This window comes from Streptomyces sp. RKAG290 (genome assembly GCF_023701695.1).
Lineage (GTDB): Bacteria > Actinomycetota > Actinomycetes > Streptomycetales > Streptomycetaceae > Streptomyces.
In genome coordinates this window covers 1,472,984-1,490,922 of sequence record NZ_JAJOZC010000001.1, presented here as the reverse complement: position 1 = coordinate 1,490,922, position 17,939 = coordinate 1,472,984, and the positions used below count along the sequence as shown (strand labels likewise).

Here is a 17,939-nt window from a genome sequence, read left to right as displayed (position 1 = left end):
CTCCGATCGGGAGTGGTGCGGGGCGTGTCCTTGTCCGTGACGGACAGAAGACGCGCGCGGGACCCCGCGGGGGCCGCCGCGGCCCCCGGCCCGTCACTATCCGGGCGCCTTGCTGAACTCACCGTGTCCGCGCACTAGATTGGCCGTGCAGCGGTCGCACTGGCTGGTCAGGGGGCAACGGTTCATGGACAACGAAGGCACGCACGGCGCCCGGGGCACACGGGGTGCGCAGCCGCCCGACGGGCGGCCCGGCCGCCACGGGAGCTCCGTGCCGCGCCCGGCCGGGCCACCGCCGACGGCCCCGCCCGGCCCGCCGCCATTCGCCCCGCCCGCGTTCCCGCCGGCCGTCCCGTCGCCCGCGGCGGAGCCGTCCTCCATGACGCCGCCCGCGGCCCCGCCCCCGCCCGGCCGGTACCGGAACACCCCTACGCGGCCCCCGACGGCCGACTGGCTGAACGCGCCGCGCCCCGAGAGCGATCCGGGCGTATGGCGCTACGCCTATGTGCCGCGGCCCGCCGAGCGGCTGTCCCGGCCCTCCCTGGTCGGCCCGGCGGCCACCCTGCTGCTGTGGCTGCTGCTGTGGCTGCTGCTCGCCCAGCGAAGCGTCCCCTACGTGTACAAACCGATCGAGATCATCACCGGGCCCGAGTGGTGGGTGTTCGGCGGCCTCCGGGAGGACGCGCCCGAACTCGTCAGGACCTCCACCACGCTCTACTTCCAGGCGCTGGTGCTCCTCCTCGGCTTCTGGGCCGCCCGGGTCGGCAACTGGGCGGGGCTCTTCCGTTACTACGCGGGTGAGCGGCTGGACCGGGCCAGAGCGGTGGCCACGGTGGCGGCGGCCGTGCTCGGCCTGTGGCTCTACTTCACCGAACGCGTACCGCTGGTCGGCCTGCTGTACCCCCTCATCCCCCAGGGCGTGATGCAGGGCGGCGGCAACAGGTACGCGGCCGTGCTGATCTCCTGGCTCCTCTACGCCCTGGCCGCCGCGGCGATCATGTGGCCCTTCGCCCGGGCCGGCGCGTGGTCGAAGGAGCTGCGTCCCCTCCTGCGGCGCGGCAGTCAGGCCCCGCCGCGGCCCCGGGCCGCCCCGGCACCGCCCGGGACCGCCCCCGTACCGGCTCCGGCGGACTGGCCCGAGCTGCGGGCCGCCGGCCGCGTGGACGCCGCCGAAGCGTTGACGGCGGCCGTGCGCGCCGGCCGGATGAACGACGTTGACTGTGTACGGCTGCGCCACGCCTGGGCGGTCGCCCGGACCCGCCCCGACCGCCTCGAATCCTTCACCGAGACCGTGCTGCGCAAGGGTGCGGGAGCCTTCCTGCACCCCTCGGGCCACCGGGACCTGCCGCTTCGCACCGCCCCGCACGACCCGCTCGTCGGCCAGGTCCGGATCGGCGGCTGCGCGGACGACCCGCGCAACCCCTATCCGCGCCGCGGTTCGGGCATGGCGCTGGAGCCCGCGTCCCTGGGGACCTCGCTCCTGGCGGTGGGGCCGCCCGGCTGCGGGAAGACCGCCGCGGTGGTCCTGCCGGTCGTCGAAGCCCTCGCCATCAGGGCGCTCACCGGCCAGGCAGCGGTGCTCGCCGTCGGCGGGGCCGGTGCGCAGCTGGGACCGGACGACGCCTACGACGTCGTCGTCAGGATCGGTGACCCCGCATCCGTGCACGACTTCGACCTGTACGGCGGCACGACCGACCCCGACGAGGCCGCGGCCACCCTCGCGGAGGGACTGGTCGGCGACATCCCGGGCGTGGACAGCAGGCGGGCGGGGACCGTCCTCGGCCAGCTGCTCGGCCCCTACCGCACCGCCCACGGCAGGTTCCCCGGCGTACCCGAACTCCGTGAACTCCTCGAAGGCTCCGTCGCGGCGCTGAGCGGTCTGCGCCAGGCACTGGAGGCGGCCGGCGACCGCACGATGCTGCGCGAGCTGGACGCCCGAGCCCGGCAGGCCGGCGGCGCGGGCGATCCGGCGGCCGTGCTCGCCGACCGGATCGCGGTGCTCGACCGGCCCGCCTTCGCCGGGTTCTTCGCCACCGGTGACGGGGCGCGGCCGTTCTCGCTGCGCTCCCTGGAGCAGCACCCGCTGCGCGTGCGCATCGATCTGCCGGAGCGGGCGCACGCCGAGGCGTCCCACGTGCTGGCACGCCTGGTCCTCGCCCAGTTCAACGCGATCGCCGCTGCCCGCTCCGACCACTCGCTCTTCGTCTGCCTGGTCCTGGACGACGCGACCCACACCGTCACTGCCGAAACCGTGCGGGGCATCCGGCGGCTGCGCTCCGTCAACGCGGGGGCGGTCCTCGCCCTGCGCACCCTGGACGACGTGCCCGAGGGGCTGCACACCGCTCTGCTCGGCGCCGCCGGCTGCACCATGGCCTTCCCCGGCCTCACCACCTGGGACGGCAAGCGCTTCGCCGAGGCGTGGGGCAAGGAATGGGTGGAGGTCCGGGAGGTCGCCCAGCACGGCGTCTTCGCCGATCAGCCGCTCACCCGTGCCCTGCACGCCCTGCGCAAGCTCGCCACCGGCAAGGCCGTGACCACGGACGCGGTGACCGTGCGGCAGGTCGAGCGGGAACGCTGGTCCGCCTCCGGACTGGCCTACGAGCTGCCGGCAGGGCACGCGGTCCTCTCCCTGACCACGGTCGACGGCGAACACGCGCCCCCGCTCCTGGTGAACCTGGGAGGCTGACGGGTTACGTGGGAGTAATGGTGCGGCAGGGGTGAGAGCGGTTACGGGAACCCTGCCGCCCTGGCAGAATCGAAGACAGCCGTTCATACGGGACGGCAAAATCGATGCCCTCTCCCAAAGGTCTCCCGTCCCATGCCCCCCACCCTCGCCTCGCTCGTCCAGCACTCGGCGCTCAAACTCACGGTCCGTGCGGGGGCGGACCGGCTCGATACACCCGTGCGCTGGGCGCACGCCAGCGAGCTCGCCGACCCCGTCCCGTACATGGAGGGCGGTGAACTGCTGCTGGTCACCGCGACCAACCTCGACGCCGCGGACCCGCAGGCCATGCAGCGGTACGTACGACGGCTGGCGGGCTCCGGGGTCGTCGGGGTGGGCTTCGCCATCGGCGTCAACTACGACGACGTACCGCAGGCGCTGGTCGAGGCCGCCGAGGAAGCGGGGCTGCCGCTCCTCGAAGTGCCCCGCCGCACCCCGTTCCTCGCCATCGCCAAGGCGGTCTCGTCCGAGATCGCGGCCGACCAGTACCGGGCAGTCACCGCCGGTTTCGAGGCGCAGCGCGAACTCACCAAGGCCGCGCTCTCCGGCGACGGACCCGGCGAACTCCTCGTCCGGCTCGCCGCGCACGTCGACGGCTGGGCCGCGCTGTACGACACCTCCGGGGCCGTCGTGGCCGCCGCCCCCGACTGGGCGGCCCGCCGCGCGGCCCGGCTCACCCCCGACGTGGAACGCCTGCGGGACCGGCCGGCCCCCGCCAGTGTGGTCGTCGGCGACACCGACGACCGGGTTGAGCTCCAGTCCCTGGGCACCGGCCGCCGGGCCCGCGGCGCACTCGCCGTCGGCACCGGTGCGGCACTCGGCACGGCGGAGCGCTACGCGGTGCACTCGGCGGTCGCCCTGCTCACCCTCACCACGGCCCGCTCCCGCTCGCTCCAGGGCGCCGAGCAGCGGCTCGGCGCGGCAGTGCTGCGCATGCTGCTCGCCGGCCAGCCCGACCACGCACGTGCCGTGGCCGGAGACCTCTACGGCGGGCTGCTCGACGCGCCCTTCCGGCTGCTCATCGCCGAAGCCTCCGAACCGGCCGGCACGGCGCAGCTGGCCGAGGCGATGGAGACGGCGGCCTCCCGCTCCGGCGAGACCGTACTGATGGTGCCCGAGGGTGAACGCCTCGTCGTGCTGGCCGCCGACGGCGGAGCTTCGGTCGCCGCCTGCACGGTCTACGCGGAGGCCCAGGAGGAGCGGCCCGCGCACGAGCCGCCGGTGGAGGACACCGGCGTGGTGGTGGGCCTCTCCGCCCCCGCGGGACCGATCGCCGTCGCGGGCGCGTACAAGCAGGCCGAGCAGGCCCTGTCGGTGGCCCGCCGACGGGGCAGGGCCCTGGTCGAGCACGAGGAACTGGCGTCCGGCTCGGTGCTGCCCCTGCTCGCGGACGACGCGGTACGGGCCTTCGCGGACGCCATCCTCCGCGCCCTGTACGAGCACGATGCCAAGGGACGCGGCGACCTGGTGGCCTCCCTGCGGGCCTGGCTCTCGCACCACGGCCAGTGGGACGCGGCCGCCGCGGACCTGGGAGTGCACCGGCACACCCTGCGCTACCGGATGCGACGGGTGGAGGAGATCCTCGGCCGCTCGCTCGACGACCCGGACACCCGGATGGAACTCTGGCTGGCCCTCAAGGTCACGAGCCCCCCGACCGCCCCGTAGCGCGGAGACCCGGCGGTCCGCCCCGCCGCCCGATTCATCCGACAAACCGGCGCACCCCGGGGCGCCTCTGCTCCACGCCGGACAAACGCCAGGCGCGAGCCGCGGCCCTACGGTGGGGACGGAACACCCCACGACATCGAAGGGCCGGAACCTCCATGACCTCCACCCACGCCTTCTGGCTGGCCGGCCGCGAGGCCACCGGCGAGGAAAGCTTCGACGTCACCAACTCCTGGGACGGCCGGCTCGTCGGCACCGTCAGCGTGCCGACCGAGGCCCAGGTCGAGGAGGCGGTCGCCGCCGCACACGCCGTGCGTGACGAGTTCGCCGCGACCCCGGCCCACGTCCGCGCCGCCGCGCTCGACCACGTCGCCCGGCGCCTGGTGGAGCGCACCGAGGAGATCGCCCAGCTGATCTCCGCCGAGAACGGCAAGCCCATCAAGTGGGCGCGCGGCGAGGTCGGCCGCGCCGTCTCCGTGTTCCGGTTCGCCTCCGAGGAGGCCCGCCGCTTCAACGGCGGCGACGCCCAGCGCCTGGACACCGACGCCGGCGGCACCGGCCGCCTCGGCCTCACCCGGCGCTTCCCGCGCGGCACGGTCCTCGGCATCGCACCGTTCAACTTCCCGCTGAACCTGAGCGCCCACAAGGTCGCCCCGGCCATCGCCGTCGGCGCCCCGATCATCCTGAAGCCCGCCCCGGCCACCCCGATCTCCTCGCTGATCCTGGGCGAGCTGCTGGCCGAGACCGACCTGCCGGCCGGCTCCTGGTCCGTGCTGACGGTCCCCAACGACCGGATGCCCGCCCTGGTCCAGGACGAGCGCCTGCCCGTGATCTCCTTCACCGGGTCCGCCCCGGTCGGCTACGCGATCATGGACTCGGTGCCGCGCAAGCACTGCACCCTGGAGCTCGGCGGCAACGGCGCCGCGGTCGTCCTCGGCGACTACGCCTCCGAGGCGGACCTGGACTGGGCCGCGACCCGCATCGCGACCTTCTCCAACTACCAGGGCGGCCAGTCCTGCATCTCGGTGCAGCGCGTCATCGCGGACACCGCGGTCTACGACCGGCTCCTGCCGAAGATCGTCGCGGCCGTCGAGGCCCAGGTCACCGGCGACCCGTCCGACGCCGCCACCGACGTCGGCCCGCTGGTCAACGAGGACGCGGCCGTGCGCGTCGAGTCCTGGGTCGACGAGGCCGTGCAGGCCGGCGCCCAGCTGCTCACCGGTGGCAAGCGCGACGGGGCGACGTACGCGCCGACCGTGCTCGCCGAGCTCCCCGACGGCGTCAGCCTCTCCTGCGAGGAGGTCTTCGGACCGGTGCTCTCGGTGGAGAAGGTGGACGGCGAGACGGCGGCGTTCGCCTCCGTCAACTCCTCCAAGTACGGCCTCCAGGCGGGTGTGTTCACCCACGACCTGCAGACCGCGTTCCGCGCCCACCGCGCGCTCGAGGTCGGCGGCGTGATCATCGGCGACGTCCCGTCGTATCGCGCGGACCAGATGCCGTACGGCGGCACCAAGGAGTCCGGCGTCGGCCGGGAAGGTGTCCGGTACGCGATGGACGACTACACCTACGAGCGCGTCCTGGTTCTCACCGGCCTCGCCCTGTAGCCCCTGGCCCCTGCCCGCCGCCCGGACAGCACGGCGACGGGCGGGCAGGAGACAGGTGACAGACGAACGGCCGGAGCCCACTGTGCGGGGGCTCCGGCCGTTTCGTTCGGATCGTCTGTTTCAGCCGGACGATCCGAGAGAGTTCTAGCCGCGCACCGCCGCCAGGCCCTGGTCGTACAGGTCCAGGATGTCGCCCTGCCCGTTGCTCTCGACCCAGGTGGCAGCGGCGGCGTCGAAGCACGCGAACGAGGTCGCGATGATGGCGCGAACCTGCGCCCTGCCCGCCCCCGAAGGGCCCGGCCTGGCTTCAAGCAGCGGCAGTAGTTCCTCCTGGCAGCGCACGCGCTTGCCCAGGTGGGCCGCGCGCAGCGAATCGGTGTGGTGCACCAGGCGAAAGCGCTCCCACGCGTCCTCGGGACTTGTGTGAACGGAGAGCGCGGCCTTGAAGGCGGTGCGCAACGCCTCCCAGACGTCGGCCTCCTCGGGCTGTTCGCGGACGGTCTCCGTCATGAGTGCCACGAACTCGTCCTGGCTACCGCCGACGAGGTCTTCCTTGGTGCCGAAGTAGCGGAAGAGGGTGCGCTGGGAGACGCCCGCCTCGCGGGCGATCTGCGCGATGGTCGTGGCCTCATACCCCTGCTGGCTGAACAGGCGCAACGCCGTTCGCAGGATCTCCTGGGCGGCCAACTGCCGCGTCCGGTCCCACAGCGTGGGCGCGGCCGCCCCCTTGCCTTTTGTTCCCTGCGTCATACCACCAGCTTAGCGCGGCCTGCCAACCTGGCATTTGCTGAACGCTTGGCAGTCACTGCCAGTCAGGCGTACGCTGCCATGAGACGGGGTCATCAGCGAGGAGAGCGGCCGTGACAGCGAAAACAGCACTCATCACCGGCGGAACCAGCGGCATCGGCAAGGCCACTGCGGAACTGCTCCACTCGCGCGGCTACCGCGTCATGGTCACCGGACTCGACGGTGTCGGTGACACCGGCCTTCATCCGGACGTCATCGCCATCCGCGCCGACGCCGCCTCACTCCCCGACATCGAACGGGCCGTGGAGCAGGCCCGCGAGCACCTGGGGTCGCTCGATCTGCTCCACCTGAACGCGGGCATCTCTCGTCCCGGCCCGATCGAGTCCACCGACGAGAGCGTTTTCGACGCCCTCTTCGACATCAACGTCAAGGGCAGTTTCTTCACCCTGCAAAAATCGCTCCCCCTGCTGAACGAGGGCGCGTCCGTGGTGTTCACGGTCGGCGCCGCCGAGGGGCTGGGAGCCGCCATGACTGCCGCCAAGGGCGCTCTGCTGCCCCTCGTGCGTGCGCTGGCGATCGAACTCGCTCCACGCCGCATCCGTGTCAACGCGGTGAGCCCCGGCCTGATCGACACCCCCGCCTACGCCAAGTTGGGTATCTCCCCGGACACGATCGCCGCCTGGGGCGCGGACGTCCCCTGGGCCGAGCCGGAGCCGCCCTCGACGTCGCAGAGGCGGTCGCCTTCCTCGCGTCCGACGGCGCCGGCTACATCACGGGCGACAACCTGCTCGTCTCCGGCGGCCTCGGCGTACACACCCGCCCCGCCTAGGTGTATTGATCACGAGCGTTGTTGACACTCGGCAGGTCTTGAACATGACGAAGACCTCCGATGTGGTGGAGCTGTCTAGGACTGCACCACACGGAGGTCTTCGTGTCCCACCGTAATGCCCGGCTGACCGTTCACGGCAGGCGGATCCTGGTCGAACGAGTCCTTGCGGGCCGTCCGGTCGCCCACATCGCCGCGGAGATGGGCATATCGCGGCCCACCGCCCATAAATGGGTCCGCAGGTGGCGGGTCGAGGGCGAGGCCGGCCTGCACGACCGCTCCAGCCGTCCGCACTCGACGCCGCACCGCACGGCCTCCGACACGGAAGCCGCCGTCTGTGATCTGCGGCAGGCCCGCAAACTCGGCCCGGCCCGCATCGGCCCGATTCTGGGGCTGCCCGCCTCCACAGTCCACCGGATCCTTACTCGCCACGGCCTGAACCGGCTGGCCTGGCTGGACCGGCCGACCGGAGAGCCGATCCGCCGCTACGAGCGCGACCGCCCCGGCGAGCTGGTCCACGTCGACATCAAGAAACTCGGCAACATTCCCGACGGCGGCGGCTGGCGCACCGTCGGCCGCACAGCCGGCGACCACAACCGCCAGGCCACCACCGACCAGCGCAAGAGCTGCAAACCAGTGATCGGCTACAGCTACATCCACTCCGCCGTCGACGACCACTCCCGCCTCGCCTACAGCGAAGTCCTCACCAACGAAAGGCAGGAAACCGCAGCCGGATTCTGGCAACGGGCCCAAGCGTTCTTCACCGCCCACGGCATCACCGTCGAACGCGTCCTGACCGACAACGGCTCCTGCTACAAATCCAGGCTCTTCACCCAGACCCTGGCCGCGGCTGGCATCACCCACAAGAAGATCAGGCCCTACCGACCGCAGACCAACGGCAAAGTCGAGCGCTTCAACCGCACCCTGCTGGACGAGTGGGCCTACCTACGGCCGTACACCACCAACACCGAACGAACCCAAGCCCTGGCAGACTTCCTCCACACCTACAACCACCACCGCTGCCACACCGCACTCGGAGGCCAGCCCCCGATCAGCCGAGTGAACAACGCTCCGGGTCAATACACCTAGGGCGTGTTGGCCGGCCTTCGGGTGACGACGAGGGGCGGCCGCTGGGGCCCGGGTATCCACGGGCCGGGTGAATGCCGCAGCTCAGGGGCTCGGACAGGGACCCGACGTGCGGGGGCTCCGGCCGTTTCCGCATGCCGCACGCGGGGGCGGGCACTGGAGTGGTGGCCGACCCGATCGGCGCCCGAAGGCTGGTGGGGGCGGCAGGAATCGGGTACATACGGACGAGTAGAACCGATAGGTACGTAACGGCGGACCGCCCCCGGACCGCCTGCGGACCTGCCGGCCCATCCACCCACCACCCGACGCCGCGGCGAGGTGAGCTCCTCATGTCCGCACCATCCGCACAACGACCGTCCGCACCACAGCACACGCCCAAGGTCTCCGAGCGCGAAGCGCGCCAAGTGGCCGAGGACGCGCGGGAGCGGGACTGGCGCAAGCCCAGTTTCGCCAAGGAACTCTTCCTCGGCCGCTTCCGCCTGGACCTGATCCACCCGCATCCGCTGCCCGCCGGCGAGGACGTCCGGCGCGGCGAGGAGTTCCTCTCCCGGCTGCGCGAGTTCTGCCAGACCCGGATCGACGGCGCCCAGATCGAGCGGGAGGCCAGGATCCCCGACGAGGTGGTCAACGGTCTCAAGGAGCTCGGCGCGCTGGGCATGAAGATCGACGTGAAGTACGGCGGCCTCGGCCTGACCCAGGTGTACTACAACAGGGCGCTGGCCCTGGTCGGCTCGGCCAGCCCGGCGATCGGCGCCCTCCTCTCCGCCACCAGTCCATCGGTGTGCCCCAGCCGCTGAAGATCTTCGGCAGCCAGGAGCAGAAGGACGCCTTCCTGCCCCGGCTGGCCCGTACCGACATCTCGGCGTTCCTCCTCACCGAACCGGACGTCGGGTCCGACCCGGCCCGGCTCGCCACCTCGGCCGTCCCGGACGGCGACGAGTACGTCCTCGACGGGGTGAAGCTGTGGACGACCAACGGAGTGGTCGCCGACCTGCTCGTCGTCATGGCGCGCGTCCCGGAGTCGGAGGGGCACAAGGGCGGCATCACGGCCTTCGTGGTCGAGGCCGACGCCCCGGGCATCACGGTGGAGAACCGGAACGCCTTCATGGGCCTGCGCGGCCTGGAGAACGGCGTCACCCGCTTCCACCAGGTGCGGGTCCCCGCGGCGAACCGCATCGGGCCGGAGGGCGCAGGGCTCAAGATCGCGCTCACCACCCTGAACACCGGCCGGCTCTCGCTGCCCGCCATGTGCGTCGGCTCCGGGAAATGGTGTCTGAAGATCGCCCGCGAATGGTCGGCGGTCCGCGAGCAGTGGGGCAGGCCGGTCGCCCGGCACGAGGCCGTCGGCGCGAAGATCTCCTTCATCGCCGCGACCACCTTCGCCCTCGAAGCGGTCGTCGACCTCTCCTCGCAGATGGCAGACGAGGACCGCAACGACATCCGGATCGAAGCCGCGCTCGCCAAGCTGTACGGCTCCGAGATGGGCTGCCTGATGGCCGACGAGCTCGTCCAGATCCGTGGCGGCCGCGGCTTCGAGACCGCGGACTCCCTCGCCGCCCGCGGCGAACGGGCCGTCCCCGCCGAGCAGATGCTCCGGGACATGCGCATCAACCGGATCTTCGAGGGCTCGACGGAGATCATGCATCTGCTGATCGCCCGCGAGGCGGTGGACGCCCACCTGAAGGTCGCCGGGGACATCATCGACCCCGACAAGCCGCTCTCCGCCAAGGCGAAGGCGGGCGCGAACGCGGCCGGCTTCTACGCCCGCTGGCTGCCCAAGCTCGTCGCCGGACCCGGACAGCTCCCGCGTACCTACGGGGAGTTCCACCCCGCGGGCCATCCCGACCTGTCCGCCCACCTGCGCTACGTCGAGCGCTCCTCCCGCAAGCTGGCGCGCTCCACCTTCTACGCCATGTCGCGCTGGCAGGGCCGGATGGAGACCAAGCAGGGCTTCCTCGGCCGGATCGTCGACATCGGCGCGGAACTGTTCGCCATGAGCGCCGCCTGCGTCCGGGCCGAACTCCTGCGCGGCGGCGGCGAGCACGGCCGCGAGGCCTATCAGCTCGCCGACGCCTTCTGCCACCAGTCCCGCGTCCGGGTCGAGGAGCTCTTCACCCGGCTGTGGTCCAACACCGACGACCTCGACCGGCGCGTCGTCGACGGTGTCCTGGCGGGTACGTACACCTGGCTGGAGGAGGGCATCGTCGACCCGAGCGGCGAGGGCCCGTGGATCGCCGACGCCACCCCCGGCCCCTCCACCCGGGAGAACGTCCACCGGCCGATCCGCTGAGCGCCTGACACCGCACCCCGCGGGGCACGTCCACTCGCTGGACGTGCCCCGCGCACGCATGGGCGGCGCGGCAGGATGGGGGCCCGTGACCGTCATCCATGTCCCCGGTTCCAAGTCCGTCACCGCGCGCGCCCTCTTCCTGGCCGCCGCCGCGAACGGCAGCAGCACACTCGTCCGTCCCCTGAGCTCGGACGACACCGAAGGCTTCGCCGCAGGACTCACCGGACTCGGCTACGAGGTGCTGCGGGAGGCGGACCGCTGGCACATCACCGGGCGCCCCGCCGGGCCCGCCGCCACCGACGCCGACATCTACTGCCGCGACGGAGCGACCACCGCCCGTTTCCTGCCGACGCTCGCCGCGGCCGGCGCCCGGGGCACCTACCGCTTCGACGCCTCCGCGCAGATGCGCCGGCGCCCCCTCGCCCCGCTCACCGAGGCCCTGCGCACGCTCGGAGTCGACCTCCGCCACGAGGAGGCCGAGGGCCACCACCCGCTGCGGATCAGCGCGGCGGGCATCGAGGGCGGCGAACTGACGCTGGACGCGGGGGAGTCCAGCCAGTACCTCACCGCGCTGCTGATGCTCGGACCGCTGACGGCGCAGGGACTCCGGATCACCGTCACCGATCTGGTGTCGGCGCCCTACATCGAGATCACCCTCGCGATGATGCGCAGCTTCGGCGTGGAGGTCACCCGCGGCGGGCCCGGCGACAACGTCTTCACGGTGCCGCCCGGCGGCTACCTGGCCACCACGTACGCCATCGAGCCGGACGCCTCCACCGCCAGCTACTTCTTCGCCGCCGCGGCGCTCACCGGCCGGGAAGTCACCGTCCCCGGACTCGGCAAGGGCGCCCTCCAGGGCGACCTCGGGTTCGTCGACGTACTGCGCCGCATGGGCGCCGAGGTCCATGCGACGGACGGGGCCACCACCGTCCGCTCCACCGGCGAGCTCCACGGCCTCACCGTCAACATGCGCGACATCTCCGACACCATGCCGACCCTGGCGGCACTGGCCCCGTTCGCCTCGGGGCCGGTCCGCATCGAGGACGTCGGCAACACCCGCGTGAAGGAGTGCGACCGGCTGGAGGCGTGCGCCCAGAACCTGCGGCGGATGGGCATCACGGTCGATACCGGTCCGGACTGGATCGAGATCCGGCCGGGCGCCCCGCGGCCCGCGGAGATCGCCACCCACGGCGACCACCGCATCGTCATGTCGTTCGCCGTCACCGCTCTGCGCACGCCCGGCATCACGTACGACGACCCCGGCTGCGTACGCAAGACGTTCCCCGCGTTCCACGAGGCCTTCGCCGGGTTCGCCGCGCTCATGAACGGATAGGGGTTCCGTGGGCGCGGAAAGGCTGAGGGCTGTCCTGTAATCCGTGGCGGGCGCACGACGGCAGCCCTTAGGCTCCGCGGCATGATGTCCGCCTCCGACGTGCTGGCCGTTCTCTCAGTGGCGCACGAGGCCGGTGCGGAGGTGGTGATCGCCGGTGGCTGGGGCATCGACGCCCTGCTCGGCCGGGAGACCCGCAGCCACCAGGACCTCGACCTGCTGCACCGCTGCGAACAGGAAGCCGCCCTCGTCGCGGCGCTGACGGCGGCCGGCTACGCGCAGACGCTCGACCGGCGCCCCGTACGGTTCGTCCTCAGCCACCCGTCCGGGCTCGAAATCGACCTGCACCCCTTGCGGTTCGCCGCCGACGGATCGGCGGCCCAGGCGTCACCCGACCCCGGGAAGCCGTTCCGGTACCCGGCGGAGTGCTTCGTCACCGGCACCGTCGGCGGAACGCCGGTGCGCTGCATCTCGGCGCGCCGGCAGGTCGAGTTCCACCAGGGGTACGACCCCGGCCCGGCCGACCTGCACGACATGGCCCAGCTGCGCAGGGAGTTCGGCGTGGTCACGCATTTCTGAACCGACCGGCCCGCCGGTGTCCCATACCGAGGGCATGCAGCACAATCGAGCGTCGGCCGAAAGCGCGACGCGGCAACACCAAAAGCAGGGAATCGGGAATGGGGACAGGCATGTACGGGGCGAGGAACCTGCGGAGCCGGTGGCGCCGGATGACGGTCGTCGGGATCGCGGCCGCGATGGCTCTGGGCGTATCGGCCTGTGGCGGTGACGAGGACGGCTCCGGCGGCTCGGCCGGTGCGGACAAGGACGGCAAGGCCTCGGCCGAGCCCTCCGGTCCCCGCTCGCTCGACGAGGCGAAGCTGAAGGCCGCCTCCTTCACCGACGGCGAGTCCGTCGGCACGTACACGGCGTCCGAGTACGCGCTGGGCGCCCCCCTCGGCGACGCCTACTCCGCGGACCCGGCCGCTTGCCAGCCGCTCGTCAGCCTCGCCGCCGAGGTCAGCGACCCCGACCCCACCGCCCAGGTGCAGCGCAAGGTGGACATCCCGGCCGAGATGCTCGGGGTCGGCGTGGACGTCACACTGCGCAGTTACGGGAACGGCGGAGCGGTCACCGTCATGAAGGCACTCGCCAAGGCCGGCAAGGACTGCGCCGGAGGCTTCACCGAGCAGCGGGCCGTCGCACGTGCGAAGTACCTGAAGGTCGAGCCCGCCAAGGCGCCCGCCTTCGCGGCCCAGGCCGACGAGTCGAAGGCGTACCGCTTCACCATCCTCGACGTGAAGGGGAAGGAGAAGCTGTACGAGTACCTCACCGTCGTCCGCTCCGGCTCCACCACACTCGCCTTCCGCGCGGAGATCAGCTCCGCCAAGGACATCGGCCAGGTGCCGCCGGAGGTCATGGCCGCCCAGTGGGCGAAGTTCCGCGCGGCCAAGGGCTGAGAGGCTCTCGGGTGCACGCCGAGGGCGCGGCGCGCGAGCGGTCACGACCCGGCGCGAGGGGCGCACTGTCCACGGACACGGCGGATGCGGCAACAATGGGGGGCATGAGCGACAGCCCTGCCCCCCTCGCCGACCCGCACCTCGTCTTCGACGCCGTGGAAGGCCGCCGGGATCTCGTCATCCTCGGCTCCACCGGGTCCATCGGCACCCAGGCCATCGACCTGGTGCTGCGCAACCCCGACCGCTTCCGCGTCACCGCGCTCTCCGCGGCGGGCAGCCGGACCGCCCTCCTCGCCGAGCAGGCCCGCCAACTGCGGGTGCACACCGTCGCGGTCGCCGCTCCCGAGGCGGTGCCCGCCCTGCGCGAGGCGCTGCGGCAGGAGTACGGAGCGGGGGAGCGCCTCCCCGAGATCCTGGCCGGGCCCGACGCCGCCACACAGCTGGCCGGCAGCGACTGCCACACCGTGCTGAACGGGATCACCGGCTCGATCGGGCTCGCCCCCACCCTCGCCGCGCTCCGGGCGGGCCGCACGCTGGCGCTCGCCAACAAGGAGTCGCTGATCGTCGGCGGTCCGCTGGTCAAGGCGCTGGCCGCGCCCGGCCAGATCATCCCGGTCGACTCCGAGCACGCCGCTCTCTTCCAGGCGCTGGCGGCCGGCAAGCGCGCCGATGTGCGCAAGCTCGTCGTCACCGCGTCCGGCGGCCCGTTCCGGGGACGCACCAGGAGCGAGCTCGCGGACGTCACCAGGGAACAGGCGCTCGCGCACCCGACCTGGGCCATGGGCCCGGTCATCACGGTCAACTCGGCGACCCTGGTCAACAAGGGCCTTGAGGTCATCGAGGCGCATCTCCTCTACGACATCCCCTTCGACCGGATCGAGGTCGTGGTCCACCCCCAGTCCTACGTCCACTCCATGGTGGAGTTCACCGACGGGTCGACCCTCGCCCAGGCCACCCCGCCCGACATGGGCGGACCCATCGCCATCGGCCTCGGCTGGCCGCAGCGCGTCCCTGACGCGGCACCCGCCTTCGACTGGTCGAAGGCCTCGTCCTGGGAGTTCTTCCCGCTCGACACCGAGGCCTTCCCGTCCGTCGGGCTCGCCCGGCACGTGGGCACCCTGGGCGGCACCGCACCGGCGGTGTTCAACGCCGCGAACGAGGAGTGCGTGGACGCGTTCCTTGCCGGCCGGCTGGCTTTCAACGGCATCATGGACACCGTCACGGCGGTGGTGGCCGAACACGGAACGCCTCCGACGGGAACTTCGCTCACGGTCACGGACGTCCTTGAAGCGGAGGCCTGGGCACGGACCCGGGCTCAGGAACTCTCGGCCAAGGCCACAGCGGAGGCACGCGCATGAGTATGACGACGGTCCTGTTGACCATTCTGGGCATCGCCGTCTTCGCCATCGGCCTGCTGTTCTCCATCGCCTGGCACGAGCTGGGACATCTGTCGACCGCGAAGCTCTTCGGAATCCGCGTCCCCCAGTACATGGTCGGCTTCGGGCCGACGGTCTGGTCGCGGAAGAAGGGCGACACGGAGTACGGGATCAAGGCGATCCCGGCCGGCGGCTACATCCGCATGATCGGGATGTTCCCGCCCGGCCCCGACGGGCGGCTGGAGGCCCGGTCCACATCGCCGTGGCGCGGCATGATCGAGGACGCCAGGTCGGCCGCGTTCGAGGAACTGGAACCGGGCGACGAGAAGCGTCTCTTCTACACGCGCAAGCCGTGGAAGCGCATGATCGTCATGTTCGCCGGACCGTTCATGAACCTGGTCCTGGCCGTCGCCATCTTCCTCGGCGTGGCCATGACCTTCGGGTTCCAGACCCAGACGACCGAGGTCGCCGGCGTCCAGAAGTGCGTGATCGCGCAGAGCGAGAAGCGTGAGACCTGCAAGAAGTCCGACGCGGTCTCGCCCGCGCAGGCGGCCGGACTCCGGGAGGGCGACAAGATCGTCGCCTTCAACGGCCAGAAGATCGACGAGTGGTCCACGCTCTCCGAGCGCATCCGCGACACGATCGGCCCCGCCACCATCACGGTCCAGCGCGACGGCCAGGAGAAGACCCTGCACGCCGTGCTCAAGAAGAACGCGGTGGCGAAGAAGGACTCCGACGGCGAGGTGGTCCCCGGACAGTTCGTCTCCGCCGGCTACCTCGGTTTCGCGGCGCAGACGAAGATCGTCCCGCTCTCCTTCGGCGACTCGGTCGTCCGCATGGGCGACATGATCGAGAACGGCGTCGACTCGATCATCGACCTGCCGTCCAAGATCCCGGCGCTCTGGGACGCGGCCTTCGGGGACGGCGAGCGCGCAGCCGACTCCCCGGTGGGCGTGGTGGGTGCGGCCAGGATCGGCGGTGAGGTGATGACGCTGGACGTTCCGGCGCAGAACCAGATCGCGATGATGCTGTTCCTGCTGGCCGGCTTCAACCTCTCGCTGTTCCTCTTCAACATGCTCCCGCTGCTGCCGCTGGACGGCGGCCACATCGCGGGAGCGCTGTGGGAGGCGATCCGACGGAACGCGGCGCGCCTCTTCAAGCGCCCCGACCCCGGCCCCTTCGACGTCGCCAAGCTGATGCCCGTCGCCTATGTGGTCGCCGGGGTGTTCATCTGCTTCACCCTGCTCGTCCTGGTGGCCGACGTCGTGAACCCGGTCAAGATCTCCTGACCGGTGGCCGCCGGGTACCGGATGTACCCCGAGTGACTGCGGATGCGCACGGTGCGTCCGGTCGTCCACAATTCGAGTGGACGCCGGACGGGGTGTGCCTCAGGTTGTCCTCGGTGCCGTAACCTCGAAGGTCGGAGCCCGCCGATCTCGGGACCTTGATCCACACCTTGGGGATGCTCAGCGCATGACTGCGATTTCTCTCGGAATGCCTACCGTTCCGACCCAGCTCGCCGTACGGCGGGTCAGCCGCAAGATCCAGGTCGGGTCGGTGGCGGTCGGCGGGGACGCGCCGGTTTCGGTGCAGTCGATGACGACGACACGTACGTCGGACATCGGTGCGACGCTCCAGCAGATCGCGGAGCTGACGGCGTCGGGCTGCCAGATCGTCCGGGTGGCGTGTCCGACGCAGGACGACGCCGACGCGCTGGCGACCATCGCCTCGAAGTCGCAGATCCCGGTGATCGCGGACATCCACTTCCAGCCGAAGTACGTGTTCGCGGCGATCGACGCGGGCTGCGCCGCGGTGCGGGTGAACCCGGGCAACATCAAGCAGTTCGACGACAAGGTCAAGGAGATCGCGCGGGCGGCCAACGCCGCCGGTACGCCGATCCGGATCGGCGTCAACGCCGGTTCGCTGGACGCGCGGCTGCTGAAGAAGTACGGCAAGGCGACTCCCGAGGCGCTGGTGGAGTCGGCGCTGTGGGAGGCCTCGCTCTTCGAGGAGCACGGGTTCCGGGACATCAAGATCTCGGTGAAGCACAACGACCCGGTCGTGATGGTGAACGCCTACCGGCAGCTCGCCGCACAGTCCGACTACCCCCTGCACCTGGGTGTGACGGAGGCCGGTCCGGCGTTCCAGGGCACGATCAAGTCCGCCGTCGCCTTCGGCGCCCTGCTCAGCGAGGGCATCGGTGACACGATCCGGGTCTCGCTGTCGGCGCCGCCGGTCGAGGAGGTCAAGGTCGGGCTGCAGATCCTGGAGTCGCTGAACCTGAAGCAGCGTCGGCTGGAGATCGTCTCCTGCCCGTCGTGCGGTCGCGCGCAGGTGGACGTCTACAAGCTCGCGGACCAGGTCAGTGCCGGTCTTGAGGGCATGGAGGTCCCGCTGCGGGTCGCAGTGATGGGCTGTGTCGTCAACGGCCCCGGCGAGGCACGCGAAGCCGATCTGGGTGTGGCCTCCGGTAACGGCAAGGGCCAGATCTTCGTCAAGGGCGAGATCATCAAGACCGTGCCCGAGTCGAAGATCGTCGAGACCCTCATCGAGGAAGCCCTCAAGATCGCCGAACAGATGGAGAAGGACGGCATCGCCTCCGGCGAGCCCGAGGTCTCCATCAGCTGAACCCATGACATCCACGACCGCGCCCCGACGGAGCACCTAGGGCCTTTCGTTTGGATCATGCCGGGCTCGCGGGGTCCGGCCTGATCCAAACGAAAGCCCCTAGCTCCGCGGGGCGCCGCTCGTGAGCGAGGTCACGCTGTCCCGCGGCAGCTGTTCACGGCCACGAGCGGCGCCTACGGGCCTCTTTGGGTACAGTGCGGAAATCAGCAGACCG

11 protein-coding genes and 2 pseudogenes are annotated in these 17,939 nt (G+C 71.5%); 12 read left to right on the top strand and 1 reads right to left on the bottom strand.

All coding sequences use genetic code 11. The annotated features are described in order from the left end of the window. Window positions 1-184 precede the first annotated feature (184 nt). The 3 genes from LNW71_RS06315 (at window position 185) to LNW71_RS06305 (ending at window position 5,985) form a co-directional block, all read left to right on the top strand. Window positions 185-2,683, top strand: coding sequence for an ATP/GTP-binding protein (locus LNW71_RS06315; protein WP_250967338.1), 2,499 nt, complete (start codon window positions 185-187; stop codon window positions 2,681-2,683). Window positions 2,684-2,815: 132 nt separating this feature from the next. Next, window positions 2,816-4,384 carry a PucR family transcriptional regulator gene (locus LNW71_RS06310; protein ID WP_250967337.1) on the top strand — a complete coding sequence of 523 codons (1,569 nt, stop codon included), beginning with the start codon at window positions 2,816-2,818 and terminating at the stop codon, window positions 4,382-4,384. A gap of 155 nt (window positions 4,385-4,539) precedes the next feature. After that, the gene (locus LNW71_RS06305) at window positions 4,540-5,985 is read left to right on the top strand and encodes an aldehyde dehydrogenase family protein (protein ID WP_250967336.1); all 1,446 of its coding nucleotides are present in this window, start codon (window positions 4,540-4,542) and stop codon (window positions 5,983-5,985) included. 144 nt (window positions 5,986-6,129) lie between these two features. Here the strand turns inward: LNW71_RS06305 and LNW71_RS06300 are convergent, their stop codons facing one another. Then, window positions 6,130-6,735: a TetR/AcrR family transcriptional regulator gene (locus LNW71_RS06300; protein ID WP_250967335.1), complete on the bottom strand. Its 606-nt coding sequence runs from the start codon at window positions 6,733-6,735 to the stop codon at window positions 6,130-6,132. A gap of 110 nt (window positions 6,736-6,845) precedes the next feature. Here LNW71_RS06300 and LNW71_RS06295 point away from each other — a divergent pair. The 9 genes and pseudogenes from LNW71_RS06295 to ispG all read left to right on the top strand — a co-directional run bounded on the left by LNW71_RS06295 (window position 6,846) and on the right by ispG (window position 17,725). Further along, window positions 6,846-7,561 (top strand): annotated as a pseudogene (locus LNW71_RS06295) (SDR family NAD(P)-dependent oxidoreductase). A gap of 102 nt (window positions 7,562-7,663) precedes the next feature. Continuing rightward, the gene (locus LNW71_RS06285; RefSeq protein WP_250967334.1) at window positions 7,664-8,647 is read left to right on the top strand and encodes an IS481 family transposase; all 984 of its coding nucleotides are present in this window, start codon (window positions 7,664-7,666) and stop codon (window positions 8,645-8,647) included. A 326-nt stretch (window positions 8,648-8,973) separates the two neighbouring features. Next, window positions 8,974-10,934, top strand: a pseudogene (locus LNW71_RS06280) (acyl-CoA dehydrogenase family protein). Window positions 10,935-11,019: 85 nt separating this feature from the next. Continuing rightward, the gene (gene aroA, locus LNW71_RS06275) at window positions 11,020-12,267 is read left to right on the top strand and encodes a 3-phosphoshikimate 1-carboxyvinyltransferase (RefSeq protein ID WP_250967333.1); all 1,248 of its coding nucleotides are present in this window, start codon (window positions 11,020-11,022) and stop codon (window positions 12,265-12,267) included. An 81-nt stretch (window positions 12,268-12,348) separates the two neighbouring features. After that, window positions 12,349-12,843, top strand: coding sequence for a nucleotidyltransferase domain-containing protein (locus LNW71_RS06270; RefSeq protein ID WP_250967332.1), 495 nt, complete (start codon window positions 12,349-12,351; stop codon window positions 12,841-12,843). A gap of 98 nt (window positions 12,844-12,941) precedes the next feature. Further along, the gene (locus LNW71_RS06265) at window positions 12,942-13,721 is read left to right on the top strand and encodes a hypothetical protein (protein ID WP_250967331.1); all 780 of its coding nucleotides are present in this window, start codon (window positions 12,942-12,944) and stop codon (window positions 13,719-13,721) included. Between the two features lie 104 nt (window positions 13,722-13,825). After that, window positions 13,826-15,079, top strand: a complete 1,254-nt coding sequence (gene dxr, locus LNW71_RS06260) for a 1-deoxy-D-xylulose-5-phosphate reductoisomerase (protein ID WP_250967330.1) — start codon at window positions 13,826-13,828, stop codon at window positions 15,077-15,079. Further along, window positions 15,076-16,386 carry a site-2 protease family protein gene (locus LNW71_RS06255; protein WP_250967329.1) on the top strand — a complete coding sequence of 437 codons (1,311 nt, stop codon included), beginning with the start codon at window positions 15,076-15,078 and terminating at the stop codon, window positions 16,384-16,386. Before dxr ends, LNW71_RS06255 begins: the two co-directional genes overlap by 4 nt. A 184-nt stretch (window positions 16,387-16,570) precedes the next feature. Next, window positions 16,571-17,725 carry a flavodoxin-dependent (E)-4-hydroxy-3-methylbut-2-enyl-diphosphate synthase gene (gene ispG, locus LNW71_RS06250; protein ID WP_250967328.1) on the top strand — a complete coding sequence of 385 codons (1,155 nt, stop codon included), beginning with the start codon at window positions 16,571-16,573 and terminating at the stop codon, window positions 17,723-17,725. The last annotated feature ends 214 nt before the right edge of the window (window positions 17,726-17,939 follow it).

Excerpts from the sequence above, each read along its gene's own strand:
- LNW71_RS06315 (WP_250967338.1), top strand. The coding sequence starts at position 185 with ATGGACAACGAAGGCACGCACGGCGCCCGGGGCACACGGGGTGCGCAG.
- LNW71_RS06310 (WP_250967337.1), top strand. The coding sequence starts at position 2,816 with ATGCCCCCCACCCTCGCCTCGCTCGTCCAGCACTCGGCGCTCAAACTC.
- LNW71_RS06305 (WP_250967336.1), top strand. The coding sequence starts at position 4,540 with ATGACCTCCACCCACGCCTTCTGGCTGGCCGGCCGCGAGGCCACCGGC.
- LNW71_RS06300 (WP_250967335.1), bottom strand. The coding sequence starts at position 6,735 with ATGACGCAGGGAACAAAAGGCAAGGGGGCGGCCGCGCCCACGCTGTGG.
- LNW71_RS06270 (WP_250967332.1), top strand. The coding sequence starts at position 12,349 with ATGATGTCCGCCTCCGACGTGCTGGCCGTTCTCTCAGTGGCGCACGAG.
- LNW71_RS06265 (WP_250967331.1), top strand. The coding sequence starts at position 12,942 with ATGGGGACAGGCATGTACGGGGCGAGGAACCTGCGGAGCCGGTGGCGC.
- dxr (WP_250967330.1), top strand. The coding sequence starts at position 13,826 with ATGAGCGACAGCCCTGCCCCCCTCGCCGACCCGCACCTCGTCTTCGAC.
- LNW71_RS06255 (WP_250967329.1), top strand. The coding sequence starts at position 15,076 with ATGAGTATGACGACGGTCCTGTTGACCATTCTGGGCATCGCCGTCTTC.
- ispG (WP_250967328.1), top strand. The coding sequence starts at position 16,571 with ATGACTGCGATTTCTCTCGGAATGCCTACCGTTCCGACCCAGCTCGCC.